Source organism: Pseudomonas sp. H1_F01, assembly GCF_054681425.1.
In genome coordinates this window covers 6370548-6393075 of the sequence record NZ_CP162823.1, presented here as the reverse complement: position 1 = coordinate 6393075, position 22528 = coordinate 6370548, and the positions used below count along the sequence as shown (strand labels likewise).

General features: G+C 61.5%; 15 protein-coding genes. 12 read left to right on the top strand and 3 right to left on the bottom strand.

Annotated elements, in window-relative coordinates:
* Positions 1 to 163: 163 nt before the first annotated feature.
* Entirely contained in the window at positions 164 to 1618 is a 1455-nt protein-coding gene (gene thiI / locus AB4O09_RS28715) for a tRNA uracil 4-sulfurtransferase ThiI (protein WP_003196863.1), read from the top strand.
* Between the two features lie 138 nt (positions 1619 to 1756).
* The gene (gene typA, locus AB4O09_RS28710) at positions 1757 to 3577 is read left to right on the top strand and encodes a translational GTPase TypA (RefSeq protein ID WP_003186725.1); all 1821 of its coding nucleotides are present in this window, start codon (positions 1757 to 1759) and stop codon (positions 3575 to 3577) included.
* Positions 3578 to 3783: 206 nt separating this feature from the next.
* Here the strand turns inward: typA and AB4O09_RS28705 are convergent, their stop codons facing one another.
* Complete coding sequence (locus tag AB4O09_RS28705; RefSeq protein WP_003196865.1) at positions 3784 to 4221, bottom strand: YkgJ family cysteine cluster protein; 438 nt, start codon at positions 4219 to 4221, stop codon at positions 3784 to 3786.
* Between the two features lie 253 nt (positions 4222 to 4474).
* On the opposite strand from AB4O09_RS28705, the gene AB4O09_RS28700 reads away from it, so the two are divergent.
* From AB4O09_RS28700 to AB4O09_RS28680, 5 genes are all read left to right on the top strand, one after another.
* Positions 4475 to 6925, top strand: coding sequence for a glycogen/starch/alpha-glucan phosphorylase (locus AB4O09_RS28700; RefSeq protein WP_003196867.1), 2451 nt, complete (start codon positions 4475 to 4477; stop codon positions 6923 to 6925).
* A 318-nt stretch (positions 6926 to 7243) separates the two neighbouring features.
* Entirely contained in the window at positions 7244 to 10882 is a 3639-nt protein-coding gene (locus tag AB4O09_RS28695; RefSeq protein WP_460107777.1) for a DUF2339 domain-containing protein, read from the top strand.
* Positions 10879 to 12255, top strand: coding sequence for a DUF3999 domain-containing protein (locus tag AB4O09_RS28690; RefSeq protein WP_042956372.1), 1377 nt, complete (start codon positions 10879 to 10881; stop codon positions 12253 to 12255). Before AB4O09_RS28695 ends, AB4O09_RS28690 begins: the two co-directional genes overlap by 4 nt.
* A gap of 234 nt (positions 12256 to 12489) precedes the next feature.
* Complete coding sequence (locus tag AB4O09_RS28685; RefSeq protein WP_003196872.1) at positions 12490 to 13500, top strand: class 1 fructose-bisphosphatase; 1011 nt, start codon at positions 12490 to 12492, stop codon at positions 13498 to 13500.
* Positions 13501 to 13503: 3 nt separating this feature from the next.
* A complete protein-coding gene (locus AB4O09_RS28680; RefSeq protein WP_003196874.1) occupies positions 13504 to 14100 on the top strand; it encodes a DUF924 family protein in 597 nt (198 codons plus the stop codon).
* Positions 14101 to 14232: 132 nt separating this feature from the next.
* On the opposite strand, the gene AB4O09_RS28675 is transcribed toward AB4O09_RS28680, so the two are convergent.
* Positions 14233 to 16125 (bottom strand): methyl-accepting chemotaxis protein, encoded by a 1893-nt coding sequence (locus tag AB4O09_RS28675; protein WP_013692077.1) that lies wholly within the window; start codon positions 16123 to 16125, stop codon positions 14233 to 14235.
* 282 nt (positions 16126 to 16407) lie between these two features.
* Here AB4O09_RS28675 and AB4O09_RS28670 point away from each other — a divergent pair, with 282 nt between their 5' ends.
* Together AB4O09_RS28670 and AB4O09_RS28665 are read left to right on the top strand one after the other, a co-directional pair.
* Positions 16408 to 16662, top strand: coding sequence for a hypothetical protein (locus AB4O09_RS28670; protein ID WP_003196877.1), 255 nt, complete (start codon positions 16408 to 16410; stop codon positions 16660 to 16662).
* A gap of 189 nt (positions 16663 to 16851) precedes the next feature.
* Positions 16852 to 17421: a lipocalin family protein gene (locus AB4O09_RS28665; RefSeq protein ID WP_027911769.1), complete on the top strand. Its 570-nt coding sequence runs from the start codon at positions 16852 to 16854 to the stop codon at positions 17419 to 17421.
* A 120-nt stretch (positions 17422 to 17541) separates the two neighbouring features.
* Here AB4O09_RS28665 and AB4O09_RS28660 read toward each other — a convergent pair whose 3' ends face one another.
* Complete coding sequence (locus tag AB4O09_RS28660) at positions 17542 to 18906, bottom strand: formimidoylglutamate deiminase (RefSeq protein WP_027911768.1); 1365 nt, start codon at positions 18904 to 18906, stop codon at positions 17542 to 17544.
* Positions 18907 to 19049: 143 nt separating this feature from the next.
* Between AB4O09_RS28660 and hutC the strand changes: the two genes are divergently transcribed.
* The 3 genes from hutC to hutU all read left to right on the top strand — a co-directional run bounded on the left by hutC (position 19050) and on the right by hutU (position 22411).
* Positions 19050 to 19760, top strand: a complete 711-nt coding sequence (hutC, locus tag AB4O09_RS28655) for a histidine utilization repressor (protein ID WP_170845945.1) — start codon at positions 19050 to 19052, stop codon at positions 19758 to 19760.
* Positions 19757 to 20326 (top strand): HutD/Ves family protein, encoded by a 570-nt coding sequence (locus AB4O09_RS28650; protein WP_038857119.1) that lies wholly within the window; start codon positions 19757 to 19759, stop codon positions 20324 to 20326. Before hutC ends, AB4O09_RS28650 begins: the two co-directional genes overlap by 4 nt.
* Before the next feature lie 396 nt (positions 20327 to 20722).
* Complete coding sequence (gene hutU / locus AB4O09_RS28645; RefSeq protein ID WP_003196887.1) at positions 20723 to 22411, top strand: urocanate hydratase; 1689 nt, start codon at positions 20723 to 20725, stop codon at positions 22409 to 22411.
* Positions 22412 to 22528: the final 117 nt, after the last annotated feature.

The following is a 22528-nucleotide window of genomic DNA, read 5'->3' as shown; positions in this document are numbered from 1 at the left end:
AAAGATTGTCAGACAATAACGCACTGCAATGTGGCGTCGTCAATCGATAATGACCTGTTTTGGTGCATGTAAAACCATCTGCACATAAACTGGTTAAACCTTGAGCAATTTCCGCTATAATCCGCGCCCCCCTTTTTCGGCTGGCCGTTCGCGCGCTGTTTTCATGAAACTAATCGTAAAAGTCTTCCCCGAGATCACCATCAAGAGCCGCCCGGTACGGATGCGTTTCATCCGCCAGTTGGCCAAGAACATCCGTGCCGTGCTCCGAGACCTGGACCCGGCCGTGGTGGTGAATGGCGTGTGGGACAACCTCGAGCTGGAAACCCGTGTCAGCGAACCCAAGGTCCTGAAGGAAATGACCGAGCGCCTGAGCTGCATGCCGGGCATCGCGCATTTCCTGCAAGTCGATGAATACCCGCTGGGGGATTTCGATGACATCCTCGCCAAGTGCATGCTCCATTATGGTGATGCCCTGGCCGGCAAGATTTTTTCGGTGCGCTGCAAGCGTGCCGGCAAGCACCCGTTCAGTTCGATGGATGTGGAGAAGTATGTCGGCAGCCAGTTGCGTCGACAGTGCGGCGCGGCCGGTATTTCGCTGAAAGACCCGCAGATCGAAGTGCGCATCGAAATTCGCGACCAGCGGCTGTTCGTGATCCACAGCCAGCACAACAGCATCGGCGGTTATCCGCTGGGTTCGCTGGAGCAGACCCTGGTGCTGATGTCCGGCGGTTTCGACTCCACGGTGGCCGCTTACCAGATCATGCGTCGCGGCTTGATGAGCCATTTCTGCTTCTTCAACCTCGGCGGGCGTGCCCATGAACTGGGCGTGATGGAAGTGGCGCACTTCATCTGGAAGAAGTACGGCAGCTCCCAACGCGTGTTATTTGTGAGTGTGCCGTTCGAAGAAGTCCTGGGCGAGATTCTCGGCAAAGTCGATAACAGTCATATGGGCGTCATTTTGAAGCGTATGATGTTGCGCGCCGCTTCACGAATTGCCGACCGCCTGCAAATCGATGCGCTGGTGACCGGCGAGGCGATCTCCCAGGTGTCGAGCCAGACGCTGCCGAACCTGTCGGTGATCGACTGCGTGACCGAGAAACTGGTCTTGCGGCCGCTGATTGCCAGCCACAAGCAGGACATCATCGACCAGGCCAATGAAATCGGCACCGCCGAGTTTGCCCGGCACATGCCGGAATACTGCGGCGTCATCTCGGTCAATCCGAAGACGGCGGCCAAGCGCGGGCGGGTGGAACACGAAGAGAAAGAATTCGACATGGCGGTGCTCGAGCGTGCGCTCGAAAACGCCAGGCTGGTGCCAATCGATCGAGTCATCGATGAGTTGGGCCAGGACATTCAGATTGAAGAAGTCGGCGAAGCGCTGGCCGGTCAGATCATCATCGACATCCGTCACCCGGACGACGCTGAAGACGACCCGCTGAGTATCGCCGGCATCGAGGTAAAAACGATGCCGTTCTATGCCGTGAACGCGCGTTTCAAGGAACTGGACCCTACTCGCCAGTACCTGCTGTATTGCGACAAAGGCGTGATGAGTCGCCTGCATGCCCACCATTTGCTCAGTGAGGGGCATGCCAATGTGCGCGTTTATCGACCGAGCTAAGTGCCCGGGGCTGTTTGCCTGTGGCCTGCGTCACCGGCCCCCCGACGCCGCCGACAGGCTGTAACGGCCTTGTCGGACTCAACGTAAATCGCTGCCACGACCTGTCAGCACACCGAATCCTCTGATCGAGATACACAAGTGATCGAAAATCTACGCAACATCGCCATCATTGCTCACGTTGACCATGGTAAGACCACCCTGGTAGACAAACTCTTGCGTCAATCCGGCACTCTGGAGCGCAACGAGCTCAACGACGAGCGCGTGATGGACTCCAACGACCAGGAAAAAGAGCGTGGTATTACCATCCTGGCGAAAAACACCGCCATCAACTGGAATGGCTACCACATCAACATCGTGGACACCCCGGGCCACGCCGACTTCGGTGGTGAAGTAGAGCGCGTGATGTCGATGGTTGACTCCGTGCTGCTGCTGGTTGATGCCCAGGACGGCCCTATGCCGCAAACCCGCTTCGTGACCAAGAAGGCTTTCGAAGCCGGCCTGCGTCCGATCGTGGTCATCAACAAGGTTGACCGTCCAGGCGCGCGTCCGGACTGGGTTCTGGACCAGATCTTCGACCTGTTCGACAACCTGGGTGCCACCGAAGAACAGCTGGACTTCAAAGTCGTCTACGCCTCGGCCCTGAACGGCATTGCCGGTCTGGACCACACCGCCATGGCTGAAGACATGACCCCGCTGTACCAGTCGATCGTCGACGACGTACCAGCGCCGAAAGTCGACCGTGACGGCCCGTTCCAGATGCAGATCTCGGCACTGGACTACAACAGCTTCCTGGGTGTTATCGGTGTTGGCCGTATCGCCCGTGGTCGCATCAAGCCGAACACCCCGGTGGTTGCCATCGACGCCGACGGCAAGAAGCGCAACGGTCGTATCCTCAAGCTGATGGGTCACCACGGCCTGCACCGCATCGACGTTGAAGAAGCAGCTGCCGGCGACATCGTCTGCATCAGCGGCTTCGAGCAACTGTTCATCTCCGACACCCTGTGCGACCCACTGAACGTCGAAGCGATGAAGCCGTTGACCGTCGACGAGCCAACCGTTTCCATGACCTTCCAGGTCAACGACTCGCCATTCTGCGGTAAAGAAGGCAAGTTCGTGACCAGCCGTAACATCAAGGAGCGCCTGGACAAAGAGCTGCTCTACAACGTTGCCCTGCGCGTTGAAGAAGGCGACTCGGCCGACAAGTTCAAGGTCTCCGGCCGTGGTGAGCTGCACCTCTCGGTGCTGATCGAAACCATGCGTCGCGAAGGCTTCGAAATGGGTGTGGGCCGTCCTGAAGTGATCATCCGCATGGTTGATGGCGTCAAGCACGAACCGTACGAAAACGTGACCATCGACCTGCCGGAAGAATCCCAGGGCGCGATCATGGAGCAAATGGGCCTGCGTAAGGGCGACCTGACCAACATGGTTCCGGATGGCAAGGGCCGTGTGCGCCTTGAGTACAACATCCCGGCTCGTGGCCTGATCGGTTTCCGTAACGAGTTCCTGACCCTGACCTCCGGTGGCGGCATCCTGACTTCGATCTTCGATCGTTACGACGTGATGAAGTCCGGCGACATGTCCGGCCGTCAGAACGGTGTCCTGGTATCGGTTGCGACCGGCAAGGCACTGACCTACTCGCTGGAAACCCTGCAAGCGCGCGGCAAGCTGTTCGTCGAGCACGGCCAGGATATCTACGAAGGTCAAATCGTTGGCTTGAACAGCCGCGACAACGACCTGGGCGTGAACCCAACCAAAGGCAAGAAGCTCGACAACATGCGTGCTTCGGGCAAGGACGAAACCATCGCCCTGGTTCCGCCGGTCAAGTTCACCCTGGAGCAAGCGCTGGAGTTCGTGCAGGAAGACGAACTGTGTGAAGTGACGCCTAAGTCGATTCGCCTGCGTAAGAAAATCCTTGGCGAAAGCGAGCGTACCCGCGCTGCCAAGAAAAGCGGCAACTGAGTTTCGACTTAGTTAGCAGCTAAAAAAACGCCCCCGGTCGTGAGATCGGGGGCGTTTTTTTATGCCTGGGGTTTGTGTGTCGCTTGTCAGGGCTCTATCGCGAGCAGGCTCGCTCCCACAGTGGATCTTCAGTGGATACAGACCTCGTGTGGGAGCGAGCTTGCTCGCGATAACGGTGGTTCAGACACAGCTGAACCATCAGTCGATCAGAATTTGTCCAACGTCCGTGGATTACGCTCGCGCTCCACTTCCTTGGGCTTGTAGGCGCAATACCCCGGCCGTGGTCCAACCCGCGGATGGTTGCGGCAGGTGTCCGGGCGTTTCTCGTAAATGGTGCACAACCGGCTCTTGCGGTCCAGATAAAGGCAATCGTTGTTGCTCATGCGCTGGAGCGTGAAGATTTCCGACTTCTGGTTGTAGCGCTCGACGATCCCTTCCTTTTGCAGGCGCTTGGCGATGTTCTTCGGCGGGTCGCCCAGTTCGAACTCATCGACGATGCCGATGCGGATCAGGTCCTTGATCTTGACCTCCACCGGCAGCGTGCAGCAGCTCGACACACAGGAACCGCACATCGGGGCGGAGTACTTGGCCCAGGTATCGAGTCGGTCGATCTCCGCGGCGGCGATCAGGTTGGGCTTCATCATCACGGTTTACCAGCATGCATCAGGGCGCGCGATCATACCGGGACTGGTGAAATTTTGAACGACCATCCGCCAGTTTTTTTTCATCCCGGCCAAACCCGCCCGGATCGGCACGGCCCCTGCATTCATTCGGGCATCCGGCAATTCCATGGCGACGATTCTCCGACACTCGGGGAAATCCACCGAACCAAGAGCCTGTACCGTCTGTCAGACCGTCTAGGCTCAGACAATTCCATGCTCGTTCGAGGTCTTATCAATGACTCAAGAACCACTTGTTCGCGAAGCTGAAGTTGCCGCATTTCGCGACGCCGTGTTGACCAAACTCACTTATGCCGTTGGCAAGGACCCGGATCATGCGTTTGATCACGACTGGTTCGAAGCTATCGCCCTCGCCGCCCGCGACCACATGGTCGATCACTGGATGGACCACACGCGACAGATCTACCGCAAGGGCCAGAAGCGCGTCTATTACCTCTCCCTGGAATTCCTCATCGGTCGCTTGCTCTACGACAGCCTGAGCAACCTCGGCCTGCTGGACACGGCGCGCGAGGCGCTGACCGAACTGGGCGTGGATCTGGAGCGCATTCGTCTGCTCGAGCCGGATGCAGCATTGGGCAACGGCGGTCTTGGCCGCTTGGCCGCGTGTTTCATGGAAAGCATGTCGACCCTGGGCATCGCCGGCCATGGCTATGGCATCCGTTATGAACACGGCCTGTTCCGCCAGGCGATTGTCGATGGCTGGCAGCAGGAGCAGACCGAGCACTGGCTGGACTTCGGCAATCCGTGGGAGTTCGAGCGGCCGGAAGTGGTCTACCCGATCGGCTTTGGCGGCAGCGTCGAGACCGTCACCGATGAGGCGGGTAAAACCCGGCAAGTCTGGTCCCCGGCCGAAACCGTGCGGGCGATTGCCTATGACACGCCGGTGGTAGGCTGGCGCGGTGCCAGCGTCAATACCCTGCGCCTGTGGCGCGCCCGAGCCGTGGAAGACCTTCACCTGGAACGCTTCAATGCCGGCGACCACTTGGGTGCGGTAGCGGAAGTGGCCCGGGCCGAAAGTATTTCCCGCGTGCTGTACCCGGCCGACAGCACCGAGGCTGGCCAGGAACTGCGCCTGCGCCAGGAATACTTCTTCGTGGCCGCCTCGCTCCAAGACCTGCTGCGCCGTCATCGCAACATGCACACCTCGGTGCTGACCCTGGGCGACCATGCGGCGATCCAGCTCAACGACACTCACCCGTCCATTGCCGTGGCCGAGCTGATGCGGCAACTGGTGGACGTTTACGACGTGGCTTGGGACGCGGCCTGGCAGATCACCCAGGACACGCTGTCCTACACCAACCACACGCTGCTGCCTGAAGCCCTGGAAACCTGGCCGGTGGGGCTGATGGAGCGCATGTTGCCCCGGCACATGCAGATCATTTATCTGATCAATGCCCAGCACATCGATTCGCTACGGGCCAAGGGCGTGCACGATTTCGATGTGCTGCGCTCGGTTTCGCTGATCGAAGAGGACAACGGCCGCCGGGTGCGCATGGGTAACCTGGCGTTCCTCGGTTCCCATAGCGTCAACGGCGTGTCCGGGTTGCATACCCAACTGATGCGCAGCACGGTGTTTTCCGAGCTGCACAAGCTCTATCCGGATCGGATCAACAACAAGACCAACGGCATCACCTTCCGCCGCTGGTTGTTCCAGGCCAACTCCGAATTGACCTCGATGATGGTCGATGCCCTCGGCCCAAGCGTGCTCGACAACCCCGAGGAGCGCTTGATCGAACTGGAACCGTTTGCCGACAAGCCGGCGTTTCGCAAGCAGTTCGCCGAGCAGCGCCTGCACAGCAAGAAGGCCCTTGCTTACTTGATCCACGAGCGGCTGGGGATTGCCGTGAACCCGGCGGCGATGTTCGACGTGCAGGTCAAGCGAATCCACGAGTACAAGCGCCAGTTGCTCAACCTGATGCACACCGTGGCGCTGTACCAGGCGATCCGCGCCGAGCCGGAAGTGGACTGGGTGCCGCGGGTGAAGATCTTCGCCGGCAAGGCCGCCGCCAGTTATCACCAGGCCAAGCTCATCATCAAGCTGACCAACGACATCGCCCGGGTGGTGAACAACGACCCGACCGTACGTGGCTTGCTCAAAGTGGTGTTCCTGCCCAACTACAACGTCAGCCTGGCCGAAAGCATCATTCCGGCGGCGGACCTGTCGGAGCAGATCTCCACGGCCGGTTTCGAGGCGTCGGGCACCAGCAACATGAAGTTCGGCCTCAACGGCGCGCTGACCATCGGTACCATGGACGGCGCCAACGTGGAGATGCATGAGCGCGTCGGCGGTGAGCACATGTTCATCTTCGGCCTGACCGCCGAGCAGGTGGAGGCCCGCAAGCAAAACGGTGAGTTCAGCGCCGCGCCGGACATCGCCGCGTCCCATCGGCTCAATGATGTGCTGCAGGCGATTCGTGGCGGGGTGTTCTCGCCGGATGATCCGATGCGCTACGCCGGGCTCGTGGACTCGTTGGTGGACTACGACCGCTTCCTGGTCTGCGCCGACTTCGACTCGTACTGGAACGCCCAGGCCAAGGTCGAAGAGCGTTGGCACGACTCCAAGCAATGGTGGCGTTCGGCGGTGCTCAACACCGCGCGCATGGGCTGGTTCTCTTCGGACCGGACCATCCGTGAATACGCGACCGACATCTGGAAAGCCCTGGAGTAGCATTTGCTGTAAGAAATGTGAGCGAAGCCCAACGGCGGTTGGGCTTCGTCGATATACTAGGCGCCAGTTTCGCCGGGCTGTGTGGCCGGGCTCAGCACTGGAAGTGCCAACAATCCAATGTGGGAGCGAGCTGTGTAGGAGCAAGGCTTGCCCGCGATGAAAACGCCGCGGTCTCTTGAGGACCGCAGCGCCTGGATCGCGAGCAAGCTTTGCTCCTACACAGCTCGCTCCCACAGGGTTTGGGGGTTTCCACTAGACTGAGTCAAGCACCGCATCACCCCGGTTACGCCCGCAACGGGCCGCTTAGGGATATCGACCATGCAATGGATCTTGACGCTGTTGGGCCTGGCACTCGGCTGGGTGGTGGACGAGTCGTTTGCCGATGCGCTGATAGGCGCGCTGGTGGGGCTTGGCATCGCCCAGGCGTTTCGATTGGGGCGCCTGGGTAGCCAGGCGGCCAAGCAACAGATCTTGTTGCAAGAGGCCCAGCAGAGCTTGCTCACGTTGGAAGCCCGTCTGACGGTTCTCGAACGCGGCAAGGTGGCCGAATCGAGTGATTCGGCGCCAGCGCCCGAGGTTGTCGTGCCCCAGGCTGCGAAGCCCGAGACGCGCACCGAGCCAGAGCTTGTCTGGGAATTGCCGCCAGACCTCGAACCCGTTCCCGCGATGGCCACCCAGGCCAGCCAACCGTTGCCCGATGACGTTTGGAAACCCGCGCCAACCACTTCCAGTCGGCGTGCCGAGCGCGACTTCGCGCCGCTGCCCCTGGAGCCGATGCCCTTGGAACCGAGGGTTTCGAAACCCGCGGCCCCCCGTGGCCCGAATCTGTTCGACCGCGCCGTGATTGGCGCGCGCAACTGGCTGTTCGGCGGCAACACGGTGCTGCGGGTCGGCGTGGTGCTGTTGTTTCTCGGCCTGGCGTTTTTGCTGCGCTATGCCACCGAAGGCATGGTGGTGCCGATCGAGTTGCGTTACGCCGGCGTCGCGGCCAGCGCGTTGGGCCTGTTGGGCCTGGGCTGGTGGTTGCGCCAACGCAACAGCAACTATGCGCTTATGCTCCAGGGCACCGGGATCGCGGTGCTGTACCTGACAGTGTTCGCGGCCATGCGCCTGCATCCGTTGCTCGACTCCAAGGCGGCCCTGGGCTTGCTGGTCGCGGTGACGGTGTTCTCGGCAATCCTGGCGATTACCCAGAACGCCTTGGGCCTGGCCGCGGCTGCGGCGCTGGGCGGGTTTGCCGCGCCGATCCTGACCTCCACCGGCAGTGGCAATCACGTCGCGCTGTTCAGCTATTTCATCCTGCTCAACGCCGGCATCCTCGCGATTGCCTGGTTCAAGGCCTGGCGCCTGCTCAACCTGATCGGCTTTGTCGGCACCTTCGGCATCGGTTTCGCCTGGGGCATGCGCTCCTACACACCGGAACTGCTCTGGAGCACCGAACCGTTCCTGATCCTGTTCTTCCTCATCTACCTGGCGATTGGCTTGCTGTTCACCCGGCGCAAGTTGCTGGAAATGAGCGATGCTCCCGAAGACGCCAGCCGCGATGCGCTATTGCACTGGTCGGCGCGCAAGGGCGATTACGTGGACGGCACCATGCTGTTCGGCCCGCCGCTGGTGGGCTTCGGCTTGCAGTTCGCGTTGGTGCAGCATTTTGAGTTCGCCGCTGCGTTCAGCGCCCTGGCCCTGGGCATGATCTACATGGGCCTGGCGCGGGTATTGATGGGCGGTCGCGCCCTGTTGCTGGCGGAAACCTGCCTTGCCCTGGGGGTGATTTTTGCCAGCCTGGCGATCCCCTTGGGGCTCGACGCCCGCTGGACCGCAGCGGCGTGGGCCGTGGAAGGCGCGGGGATCTTCTGGCTGGGCCTGCGCCAGCAGCGCCCATTCGCCCGGGCTTTTGCCTTGTTGCTGCAATTGGGCTCGGCACTGGCGTTCGTCAGCAAATTGCGTATCGGCGACGGCAGCCTGCTCGATGGTTCAGCGCTGGGCGCGTTGATGCTCGGCGGCGCCTTGCTGTTCACCTTCTACCAACTGCACAAGGCTGAACCTGAACACAGCGCCAATTGGGAGCGCCGAGGCCTGCCGGTGCTGGCTGTGCTGGGGTTGAGTTTCCTCTATCTGCTGGCACCGCTGTTCTTCTTCACCCACGGCACCGCCATTGCCTGGGCTCTGGCTGGATTGGCAACGCTGTTTGTTGGCCTGCGCCTGCAGTCGCGCAGTTTCCTGTTCAGCGCATTTGGGGTGCAATTGCTTGGCGGCGCGCTGTTCCTGCTGCGCTTGCAAGGCGCCGAGGGGGATTCGGCGGCGGTGTTCAGCGCGGGCTGGAGCGGCTTGCTCAGCGCCTCGCTGATCGGCCTGGCGTTGATTGGCGGCATGTTGCTGGCGGCGCGTGACGACATGGTGCGCAACGATGTCCGGTTGCTGCGCGGCTTGTCGGTGGTGTTGCTGGCGGGGCTGGTGCTGATCAACCTTGCGGTGCTGTTCGTCCTGCCGTGGCAAACGGCGAGCGGTGTGTGGGCGGCCAGCGGCTTGTTGATCATCTGGCTGAGCCTGTACCTGAAACAGCGCGTGAGTTTTGTCTTCGGCCTGCTGCTGCAACTGCTGGGCGGTGCGGCATTCCTGACGGCGGGGCCGGCGCTGTTGGGGCCGCTCAACGCCGAGGATCTGCGACCGCTGGCCCACAGCGGCTTCTGGACGCCGCTGGTGCTGGGGCTCGCAGCCCTGGTGGGCGCATGGCGCCTGCGACGGGCGCACGCGGCGCGGGAACTCGAGGTCTTGAGCTTGCAGCGCCTGTCCGAGCTGCTGCTGATCTGGGGCGCCGGTTGGTGGGCGCTGGCGTGGGTCAGCGAAGTATTGCGCTTTGCCCCGGCAAACCTGCAGGGCAGTTGGCTGCTGCTGGTTGCGGTGATCAGCGTGGCGGTGTGGACAGTCTTGGCGCAGCGCTTGAAATGGCCGGCGCTGGGGCTGCTGTGTACTTTGTTGATTCCGGCGGCGGGCTGCGTGCTGGTGGCAACAGGACACAGCCACTATCACCCGGCCGCGAATTTCGGCTGGCTAGCCTGGCTGGCGGTATTTGCCGTGCATTTCCTTTCTCTCAAGCGCCTGGCGCCGATGCTGCCGGCCCCGGCGCGCAGTACGGCCCATGTGCTCGGTTGCTGGTTGCTGATGGCGGTGTTGATGCTGGAGTTGCGTTACGGCCTGCTGTTGCTGTCCGAGCAGTACAACGCCTGGCGCTGGCTGGCCTGGGCGATCCTGCCAGGCCTTTACCTGGTGCTGATGGCCACGCCGCGTGCCTTGCCGTGGCCGGTATCGGCCCAACCGCGCGAGTACCGTGTCTACGCGGCGGCGCCGATGGCGTTGTTGATGCTCGGTTGGTTCTGGCTGACCAACACCTTCAGCGATGGCAACTCAGAGCCGCTGCCTTATGTGCCGTTGCTCAATCCCTTGGAGCTGGGCCTGCTGTTCGCCTTGTTCGGTATCTATGTGTGGGCCCGCAATGCCGTGGAGCAATCGACGAACCGTTGGAATCGCGTCGGGCACATCGCTCAGTTGATCGCCGGTGTGTCGCTGTTCGCGTTCTTCACCGCCCTGGTGATGCGCAGTGCCCACCAGTGGATGGGGGTGCCATACGAGCTGGACGCGCTGCTCGAGTCGATGTTCGTGCAGGCCGGGTTGTCCATTGTCTGGACCCTGATCGCCCTGGGGCTGATGATCGGTGGGCATTTGCGCCACCGTCGTGAAGTGTGGCTGATCGGCGCGGCGTTGATCGCGGTGGTCGTGGCCAAGCTGTTCTTTGTCGAATTGAGTAACCGTGGCGGTCTGGCGCGGATTGTTTCGTTTATCGGTGTAGGCGTGTTGCTGTTGGTAGTGGGCTATTTTGCGCCGCTGCCGCCCAAGCGCCCGGAGACGGTCGTGCAGGATGAGCCGCCTATGCCTGTCAGTGAGGGAGTGTCGTCTTGAGTCGCAAGTTGAGTCGGATCGGGCTGGGCGTGGTGGGGTTATGGGCGGCATTGTCGGCCGTGGCCCAGGAGCAACCGACGGATTTTGCCCATCAGGTGCCAATGGCCTTGAGCGGCGAGGGGCCGTGGTATCGCCTCCCGTTGCCCCTGGACGTGCAGTTGCAGGCGCGACAGACCGACCTGAGCGATCTGCGGGTCTTCAACGCGGCCGGCCAGGCCCAGGCCTACGCCCTGGTGCGCGAGTCGGCCCAGAGCCGGGAAAACCGCACCCTCACCGACGTGAAGTGGTTCCCGCTGTACAACGCCGCCGATGACAATGAGCGCGCGCCCAGTGTGCGGGTGCAATCGAATGCCAACGGCACCTTGGTGGAAGTCCAACCCTCCAGCCGGCTCGAAGCTGGGGAGGAGGAGCTGCGTGGCTGGCTGCTGGATGCCAGCGCGATCAAGGCACCGTTGCAGCAGTTGGTGCTCGACTGGACCAGTGAGCGCGACGGTTTCCAGCGGTTTACCATCGAAGCCAGTGACGACTTGCAACACTGGCAGTCGTGGGGCGAAGGCCAGGTGGCGCGCTTGACCTTTGCCGATGAGCGAGTCGAGCAGCATGAAGTGAGCTTGCCGGGGCAATCGGCGCGTTACTTGCGGTTGTTGTGGGATTCGCCGTCCTCCGCGCCGATCCTGACCTCGGCCCAGTTGCAAAGCGCCAGCCGCGAAAGCTTGCCGTTGCCACTGGCCTGGTCGCAGCCATTGGCCGGCAGCACCGTGAAGGCCGGTGAATACACCTGGCAGTTGCCCATGGGGCTGAACATCGAGCAGGTGCAGGTCGAGCTGAGCCAGGCCAACAGCCTGGCGCCGGTGACCTTGGCCGGTCGCCGTGAAAGCAGCCATCCGTGGCAGCCGCTGGGCAGTGGTTTGCTCTATCGCCTGACCCAGAACGGCCAGGATGTGTTGCAAAACCAATTGCAACTGTCCGGCCAGACCGTACAGCAATTGAAATTGACCGTGGACGAGCGTGGCGGCGGTCTGGGCAGCGAAGCCCCGGCCCTGCGCTTTGCCGTGCGTCCGACCCAGGTGGTGTTCCTGGCGCGTGGCGAAGGACCTTACAGCCTGGCCCTGGGCAGCGCGACAGTGAAAGCGGCCAGCTTGCCCTTGACCACGCTGGTGCCCGATTACAAACCGTCGCGCCTGGCAACGCTGGGTACGGCGACCGTGAACGGCGCGGCCACGTCGACCCCGGCTGCGGCCACGGCAACCACGCCTGCGACGGTCGATACCAATTGGAAGAAGATCGGCTTGTGGGCGGTGCTGCTGCTCAGCGTGCTGTTCCTCGCGGCGATGGCGTTCAGCCTGCTGCGCAAGCCGCCGGTCAAGAGTTGAGGTGATTCATCGCGAGCAAGCTCGCTCCCACAATAGGCCACGTTCGTCGCAGCAACTCGGTCAACTGTGGGAGCGAGCTTGCTCGCGATAGCGTTCTCTCAACCAACAGAAATACCCAAGCGAACCGCTACCCCGTGAACTCAATCCTCCATTCCCCGTCTCATAGGAGGAATTAAGTCCCGACTCGCGCTAAACTGCGCTGGTTTTTCCGCCCCCTATTCTTCGGAGCCGTCCATGTCCCGCGTTACCTTGAGTCGCTATTTGATTGAGCAGACCCGCAGCAACAACACCCCTGCCGATCTGCGCTTTTTGATCGAAGTGGTGGCGCGTGCATGCAAGGAAATCAGCCACGCCGTCTCCAAAGGCGCGCTGGGTGGTGTCCTGGGCAGCATGGGCACCGAAAACGTGCAGGGCGAAGTGCAGAAGAAGCTCGACGTGCTGTCCAACGAAATCCTGCTCGAAGCCAACGAATGGGGCGGTCACCTGGCCGGCATGGCGTCCGAGGAAATGGACAATGCCTACCAGATCCCGGGCAAATACCCCAAGGGTGCCTACCTGCTGGTATTCGACCCACTGGACGGTTCGTCGAACATCGACATTAACGCACCGGTTGGCACCATCTTCTCGGTACTGCGTTGCCCGAACGAATACCTGAGCCAGAACGAAGCCTTGAATGAAAAGGCCTTCCTGCAGCCAGGCACCGAGCAGGTCGCAGCCGGTTATGCCATCTACGGCCCTCAGACCATGCTGGTGCTGACCCTGGGCGACGGCGTCAAGGGCTTTACCCTGGACCGCGAGATGGGCAGCTTCGTATTGACCCACGAAGACATCACCATTCCTGAAACCACCCAGGAATTCGCCATCAACATGTCCAACCAGCGTCACTGGGAAGCTCCGGTAAAACGCTACGTCGAAGAGTTGCTGGCGGGCGAAGAAGGTCCGCTGAAGAAGAACTACAACATGCGCTGGGTCGCCGCGATGGTTGCCGATGTGCACCGTATCCTGACCCGTGGCGGTCTGTTCATGTACCCGCGCGACAGCCGTGAGCCGTCCAAGCCGGGCAAACTGCGTCTGATGTACGAAGCCAACCCGATGTCGTTCCTGGTGGAACAGGCGGGCGGCGCTTCCACCGACGGCCATCAGCGTATCCTCGATATCAAGCCCGACGGCCTGCACCAGCGCGTGGCGGTGTTCCTCGGCTCGAAGGAAGAAGTGGCGCGCGCCACGGCCTACCACAAGGAGTAAATCATGGCCGAGCCCTGGCAGCCGTTGCTCGATTGGTGGTTTGGTTCAGCCAAGACACCGGACGAGATATCGGCTGACAGAGGCAAGCTGTGGTTCGGCAAACGCCATGATCGCCAGGCCAACGAGCGCTTTGGCGATCAGGTCGAGCTGGCACTGGCCGGCGGATTGACCGACTGGGCGCAACGCCCGGAAGGTTGGCTGGCCCTGGTGCTGCTACTCGACCAACTCCCGCGAATGATCTTTCGCGACACCCCCAAGGCCTTCTCCGGCGACCTGCGTGCCCAAGCGCTGGTAGCCCAGGGCATGGCTGCGGGTTTCGACCGGCAACTCAAACCGATCCAACGCGTATTCATCTACCTCGTGCTCGAACACTGCGAAAACCTCGCGGTGCAGAACGAGGCCGTGTCGCGGTTTATCGACCTGGTGCGAGAACAACCAGAGGCGCAACGGGCGGTGTTCGAAGACAACCTGGATTATGCCGAACGGCATCAGAAGATCATTGCCCGGTTTGGGCGCTTTCCCCATCGCAATGCGGTGTTGGGGCGCGAGTCTACGGCTGAGGAAGTGGAATTCTTGAACAGGCCTGGGTCCAGGTTCTGATTTTGCTGTGAGGCTGATACCGTCTTCGCGAGCAGGCTCGCTCCCACACTGGATTTTCGTTGAGCGCAAAATGTGCGTCCGCTGAAGTTCTAATGTGGGAGCGAGCCTGCTCGCGAAGAGGCCGCAAAAGCACTAGATCCGGAAACTACCCACCAACTGCTTCAACCGCGCCGCCTGCTGCTCCAGGTCGGCACAGGCCCGCAAGGTGGCTTGCAGGTTTTCCACGCCTTCCTGGTTCAGGGTGTTGATCTCGGTGATGTCGACGTTGATCGACTCCACCACGGCGGTCTGTTCTTCGGTGGCGGTGGCCACGGACTGGTTCATGCCGTCGATTTCACCAATACGCTGGGTCACGCTGCCCAGGCGTTCGCCGGCCTGGTTGGCGATGCCGACGCTGCTTTCGCTCTGGCGCTGGCTGTCGGTCATGGTCAGTACCGCTTCCCGGGCGCCAACTTGCAGTTCTTCGATCATCTTCTGCACTTGCTGCGCCGAATCCTGGGTGCGGTGGGCCAGGTTGCGCACTTCATCGGCCACCACCGCGAAGCCGCGCCCGGCTTCACCGGCACGGGCCGCTTCGATGGCGGCGTTAAGGGCGAGCAGGTTGGTCTGCTGGGAAATGCTGGTGATCACCTCAAGAATCTGGCCGATGTTCACCGTGTTGCTGTTCAAGGTTTCGATGTTGCCGCACGAATCGCTGATCTTGGCCGACAACTGTTGCATGGCCGCGATGGTTTTATCCACCACTTGTTGGCCATCTTCAGCCAGGCTGCGCGCATCGCTGGAATGTTGCGAGGCGAGGGCGGCGTTCTGGGCGATTTCCTGGGCGGCGGCACCGAGCTGATTGATGGCCGCGGCCACGCTGCTGGTGCGCGAAGCCTGCTGGTCGGAATTGAACATCGACGAGTTGGACGCGCTGACCACGCGCAGGGCGACTTCGTTGACCTGGCCGGTGGCCGAGGCCACTTCACGGATCGAGGTATGAATGCGTTCGACAAAGCGGTTGAACGAAGTCCCCAGCGCGCCGAATTCGTCGTGGCCGTGGATGACCAGGCGCCGGGTCAGGTCGCCTTCGCCTTCGGCGATGTCGTGCATGGCGCGGCCCATGGTCAGCAGCGGCTGCATCAGCACGCGGATCAACATGCCGAGCAGGGCGATGATGAATACCACGGCAATGACCATGGCGATCAGCGCCGACGTACGGAACTCACTGAGCATCGCCAGCGCGGTGTCCTTGTCGAGCACCAGCGCCACGTACCAGTCGGCTCCCGGCACGCCGTTGACGTGGGTGAAGGAGATGAATTGGGTCTTGCCGTCGAGGTCGACTTCTTTCACGCCCGGGCTGATTTGAGGCGCGCCGTTAGGGTAGGCCTCGGCCAGGGTCTTGAGCACGCGCTTGCTGTCGGGGTGGATCAGGATCTTGCCGTCGGCACTGACGATGAACGCGTGGCCGTGGCCGCCGAAGTTCAGCGAGTTGATGATGGCGCTGACGCTGGACAGGTCGATGTCCGCACCGGCCACGCCGATCATCTGGTTCTGGTGCTGCACCGGGGTGGCGACGGTAATCACCAGCTTGCCCGACGAGGCGGCGATGTAGGGTTCGGTGACGATGGTTTGCTGTGCGCTGTTGGCGGCCTTGTACCAGCCACGGGCACGCGGGTCGTAATCGGCGGCGCGATTGCCGGCCGGTACCGAGAACATCACGCCGTCGGTGCCACCAAAATAACTGAGCTGGAAATTGCTGGTGTAGGCCGGCAGGCCTACGGCGCGCTTGAGGCTGTCGGCACTGCTGCCGTCCACGGCAATCTGCTGGGCCAGCGATTGCAGCAACTGGATGCGGCCGTCGACCCACGTCTGGATGTTGCGGCTGGTCAGGCTGCCGAGTTCCTGCATGGAGGTTTCGGTGCTGGCATTCAAGCTCTGGCGTTGACGATAGTCGTTGAACAGGATGAAACAGGCGAATGCAACGGCCACCACGAGGGCGGCAGCCAGCAGGATTTTATGGCTGAATTTCATGTTTCTGGTCATTAATAACACTACCGCGGAGGGACGGGTCAGGACGGGCTGTCAATTTGCCATAACGCATTGGTTTGCGCTGTTTCTTTTTATCGGCGTGCCAGACCGCCCCATCAGCGGTAGCGGTTCAATTCCGACGAAATGCACGACGCTGTCACAAAGTGAGTGTTTCACCGATGAAACACCTGCCCAGACCCAATAAATACCGGGGGTGTAGGGGAACCAGATAGGGGTTTTCTCTTCTAAGCTTCTGGTTGGCACCTGCCACCCCCCTTCCGTTCCAGGAGTTACACCATGTCGCTGCGATCTATCGCCTTGTTGTTTGTGTGTGTCGTATTGACTGCATGCAGCAAGGTCAACCAGGAAAACTACTCGAAGCTGTCGGCTGGCATGCCCAAGTCCGAAGTCGAAACGTTACTGGGGAAACCGACCGATTGTTCAGGCGCGCTCGGCATGTCCAGCTGCACCTGGGGCGACCAGAAAAGCTTTATCAGCGTGCAGTACGCCGGTGACAAAGTGTTGATGTTTTCCGGCCAAGGCCTGAAGTAAACCGGGGATGGTGGCCAGTATGGTTAGTTCTGTCAGTCAACTTCGGCGCCAGAAGCCCCTAGCTTGCGTTGCTGCTCCTCGCCATAGCGGGCTATGACTCGTCGCAGCGCCTTGGCTAGAGGCTTCTGGCATCCGAATTTGAACTGACGAACTAACCATGCTGGCCACAGTGCCCGCGGGAGAAAAATAATGATGCGGTTAGTTTTTGTGCTTTTGGCTGGCCTGATTTTGGCTGGCTGTGCCACTTCTGGCGAAGATCCGCTGGCACCCAAGACGGTCAACAGCGTCAATCTCAAGCGCTACCAAGGGACCTGGTATGAGTTGGCCCGCCTGCCCATGTATTTCCAGCGCAATTGCGCGCAATCGGAAGCTCACTACACCCTCAAGCCAGACGGCAACGTGGGAGTGCTCAATCGCTGCCTGACCTCGGACTGGCAGTGGGAAGAAGCCAGGGGCACCGCCACGCCGCAGGTGCCGGGCAAGACCGACAAGCTCTGGGTCGAGTTCGACAACTGGTTTTCGCGGATAGTGCCGGGCGTGGCGAAAGGGCAATACTGGGTGTTGTACGTCAGCGATGACTACAAGACCGCCATCGTCGGCGACCCAAGCCGTCGCTACATGTGGCTGCTGTCCCGTACACCGACCGTCAATAGCGTCGTGCGCGAGGAGCTGCTGAGCAAGGCACGCCAGCAGGGCTACGACACCACGCGCCTGATCTGGCGCGCGTCTGATCGACAGATGGCCAAGACCTCGAACTGACTGTCACCCGAAAACCGAAGTGGGAGCGAGCTTGCTCGCGATAGCGGACTTTCAGTCAACATGTATGTTGAAGGTAAAGGCCCTATCGCGAGCAAGCTCGCTCCCACAGGGTTGATTGGGTCAGCCTAAAAGTTCGCGCAGTACCTGGGTAAACGCCCGGGCGCTTTGCTCTTCGCCGGCATGCCGCCCATCGCGCACCACCCACCGACCGCCGACCATCACATCGCGCACCTGGCGATCGCCGCCGGCAAACAGCCAGCGATTGAGGATGCCGTCGCCCTGGGCCGTGGCCAGGTACGGGTCGCTGCCATCGAGCACCAGCCAGTCGGCGCGCTTGCCGATTTCGAGGGCACCGATCGGTTGTCCCAGGGCCTGGGCACCGCCTTCCAGCGCCGCATCGAACAAGGTGCGACCGACCATCGGCTGATCCGCCCGATACAAGCGGTTGCGCCGTTGATCCCGCAGGCGCTGGCCATATTCCAGCCAGCGCAATTCTTCGACCACGCTCAGCGATACATGGCTGTCAGAGCCGATCCCCAGGCGCCCGCCCTGGGCGAGGAAATCCACGGCCGGGAAAATCCCGTCCCCCAGGTTGGCTTCGGTGGTCAGGCACAGGCCGGCAATCGCCCGGCTCCTGGCCATGAGGCTGACTTCCTGGGCGTTGGCGTGGGTGGCGTGGACCAGGCACCAGCGCTGGTCGACTTCGGTGTTTTCGTACAGCCATTGCAGCGGACGGGCGCCGCTCCAGCTCAGGCAATCGTCGACTTCCTTCTGCTGTTCGGCAATGTGAATGTGCACCGGGCACTCGCGGTCACTGGCGGCCAGCACATCCTGGATCTGCCCGGGCGTCACGGCACGCAGCGAGTGGAAGCACAGACCCAGCGCCTGGGACGGCTGCCCGGCCAGGACCGGCTGCAAGCGCGACTGAAGCTTCAAGTAGTTTTCGGTGCTGTTGATGAACCGGCGCTGCCCGTCATTGGGCGCCTGGCCGCCAAAACCGGAGTGGCTGTAGAGCACCGGCAGCAGCGTCAGGCCGATGCCGGCGGCGCTGGCGGCGTGGCTGATGCGCAGGGCCAGCTCCGCCGGGTCGGCGTAGGGCGTGCCATCGATGTCGTGGTGCACATAGTGGAATTCGGCGACCGAGGTGTAGCCGGCCTTGAGCATTTCGATGTACAGCTGGCGGGCAATGATGCCGAGTTGGTCGGGACTGATTTTTCCGACGAGGCGGTACATCAAGTCGCGCCAGGTCCAGAAACTGTCGTTGGGATTGCCTGCCACTTCCGCCAGCCCGGCCATGGCCCGTTGGAAGGCATGGGAGTGCAGGTTCGGCATACCCGGCAACAGCGGACCGCCCAGCCGTTCGGCGCCGTCTGCGTGGGAACCGGCCTGGATATGGGTCAGGACGCCTTCGGCATCGACCTCAAGACGTACATCATGGGCCCATCCACTAGGCAGCAGCGCGCGTTCGGCAAAGAAGGCGGACATGGTTCAACCTCATCGTGCGTAATTTGTATATACATATACAGACGTTTGCCTGGCCGGTAAACTCCGGCAAGCTAGCAACCTTATCCGCAGAACAGGGAACCGCCGTGCCGACTCCGCCTGCCAAACAGCCGCTGGCCGCAAACATGGGTGACAGTCCGGCACCCCTGTACGCCCGCGTCAAACAGATGATCACCCAGCAGATCGACAGTGGAAACTGGCCGCCGCATTACCGCGTGCCGTCGGAAAGCGAACTGGTCAGCCAACTGGGCTTCAGTCGCATGACCATCAACCGTGCGCTGCGGGAAATGACCGCCGACGGCCTGTTGGTGCGCATGCAGGGTGTCGGCACCTTCGTGGCCGAGCCCAAGAGCCAGTCCGCGTTGTTCGAAGTGCATAACATCGCCGACGAAATCGCCTCCCGTGGCCATCGCCACACTTGCAAGGTCATTACCCTGGAAGAAGAGGCGGCCGGTTCCGAGCGGGCCCTGGCCCTGGATATGCGCGAAGGCCAGAAAGTGTTCCATTCGCTGATCGTGCATTTCGAGAATGACATCCCCGTGCAAATCGAGGACCGTTTCGTCAACGCGCTGGTGGCGCCGGACTACCTCAAGCAGGACTTCACCGTGCAAACGCCCTACGCCTATCTGAACCAGGTCGCGCCGCTGACCGAGGGCGAGCATGTGGTCGAGGCGATCCTGGCCGAGCCGAGTGAATGCAAGTTGTTGCAGATCGAAAGGGGCGAGCCGTGCCTGTTGATTCGCCGCCGCACCTGGTCCGGGCGCCAGCCGGTGACCGCCGCCCGTTTGATTCATCCGGGGTCCCGCCACAGTCTGGAAGGGCGCTTTCATAAATGAGCCATTTGAAGATTTTACGCGCGGCAGACTACCCACGCATGCCGTGGAAAAACGGTGGCGGCAGCACCGAAGAAATCACTCGCGATGCCGGCACCGGCCTGGAAGGTTTCGGCTGGCGCCTGTCGATTGCCGACATTGGTGAGTCGGGCGGCTTCTCCACCTTCGCCGGTTACGAGCGGGTCATCAGTGTCTTGCAGGGGAGCGGCATGACACTGAACGTCGATGGCCAAGTCACGCGGGCTTTGCATCCGCTGGACCCTTTTACGTTCAGCGGCGAGAGCCATGTGTTCTGCACACTGCTGGGCGGACCGATTCGTGATTTCAACCTGATCTACGCACCGCAGCGTTACCGCGCGCGGTTGCAGTGGTTGGGCGGCCAGCAGCGGTTTTTCAGTGACGCGCAAACGGTACTGGTGTTCAGTGCCGCCCCGGGACTGGCTATCAAGGTCGGTGAGTCCGCCGTTGATTTGGGCCTCTACGACTGTTTGCAACTGAGCAGTAACACCGGGTTGGTGGATGTCTCCACTCACGGTCAATGCTGCGTGATTGAGCTGACGGCCCGCTAATTTCAGCTTCTTGAGTACCCTGTGGGAGCAAGCCTTGCTCCCACAGATAAACACCCTCGCCACAAGGTGCCTGCCTGCTGTTTCTTCTGCGCACCAACTTGTTACCGAATGCCCCAGCGTGGCGCAACACCACGCTTCTGTGACCCTCCGATTTCCCCCTCGAAAACTCTCTTGAAAAATTTCATGCCGCTCAGCAGCCCTTAAATCACAAGGCTTTCAGCCAATTCCCCAGCCGTTTCTGAATATCGCCTCCAACAAGTTGGCCGCTTGATTGCATATGCTTGTACATACAAGTAAAGACGTATGCGTATGAGTCGCCGATATTCAACGCAACGTTCGCTAAATCGCTGCCCACTGCCCGGGCTGGTCTGGATTGATCGCTGAGGAGTTTTTGCTGTGACCGACGCTACCCGCAAACCCGAAAAATACCGTGACGTTGAAATCCGTGCCCCTCGCGGTAACACGCTGACCGCCAAGAGCTGGCTGACTGAAGCACCGCTGCGCATGTTGATGAACAACCTCGACCCGGAAGTGGCCGAGAACCCCAAGGAACTGGTGGTCTACGGTGGCATTGGCCGCGCGGCGCGCAACTGGGAGTGCTACGACAAGATCGTCGAAAGCCTGACCAACCTGAACGACGACGAAACCCTGCTGGTGCAATCCGGCAAGCCGGTGGGCGTGTTCAAGACCCACAGCAACGCTCCTCGCGTGCTGATCGCCAACTCCAACCTGGTGCCGCACTGGGCCAGTTGGGAGCACTTCAACGAACTCGACGCCAAGGGCCTGGCCATGTACGGCCAGATGACCGCCGGCAGCTGGATCTACATTGGCAGCCAGGGCATCGTGCAAGGCACTTATGAAACCTTCGTCGAGGCCGGTCGCCAGCACTACGACTCCAACCTCAAGGGTCGCTGGGTCCTGACCGCCGGCCTGGGCGGCATGGGCGGTGCGCAGCCCTTGGCCGCTACCTTGGCCGGTGCGTGCTCGCTGAACATCGAATGCCAACAGGTGAGCATCGATTTCCGCCTGAAAACCCGCTACGTCGACGAGCAAGCCAAGGACCTCGACGACGCCCTGGCGCGCATCGAGAAATACACTGCCGAAGGTAAGGCGATTTCCATCGCGCTGTGTGGGAACGCTGCCGAGATCCTGCCGGAAATGGTCCGTCGTGGTGTGCGCCCAGACATGGTCACCGACCAGACCAGCGCCCACGACCCACTCAACGGCTACCTGCCGGCCGGTTGGACCTGGGACGAATATCGTGCCCGCGCCAAGACCGAACCCGCCGCCGTGGTGAAGGCCGCCAAGCAATCGATGGCCGTCCACGTCAAAGCCATGCTGGCCTTCCAGAAAATGGGCGTGCCGACCTTCGACTACGGCAACAACATCCGCCAGATGGCCCAGGAAGAGGGCGTCGAAAATGCCTTCGACTTCCCTGGTTTCGTCCCGGCCTATATCCGTCCGCTGTTCTGCCGCGGTATCGGCCCGTTCCGCTGGGCTGCGCTGTCCGGTGATCCGCAGGACATCTACAAGACCGACGCCAAGGTCAAGGAATTGATCCCTGACGACGCCCACCTGCACAACTGGCTGGACATGGCCCGCGAGCGCATCAGCTTCCAGGGCTTGCCGGCACGTATCTGCTGGGTTGGCCTGGGCCAACGCGCCAAGCTGGGCCTGGCGTTCAACGAGATGGTGCGCAGCGGCGAATTGTCGGCCCCGATCGTGATCGGCCGCGACCACCTGGACTCTGGTTCCGTGGCCAGCCCCAACCGTGAAACCGAATCCATGCAGGACGGTTCCGATGCGGTTTCCGACTGGCCGTTGCTCAACGCCTTGCTCAACACCGCGAGCGGCGCGACCTGGGTTTCGCTGCACCACGGTGGCGGCGTCGGCATGGGCTTCTCGCAGCACTCGGGCATGGTGATCGTCTGCGACGGTACCGACGAAGCGGCCGAGCGCATTGCCCGCGTGCTGCACAACGATCCGGCCACGGGCGTGATGCGTCATGCCGATGCCGGTTACCAGATCGCCATCGATTGCGCCAAGGAACAGGGGCTGAACCTGCCGATGATTACCGGCAAATAAACCCGGGCCCCCCTGTGGGAGCGAGCTTGCTCGCGATAGCGGTGGATCAGTACCGGTTCCGTCTACTGACACGCCCTCATCGCGAGCAAGCTCGCTCCCACAGGAGTGCGGCGCAAT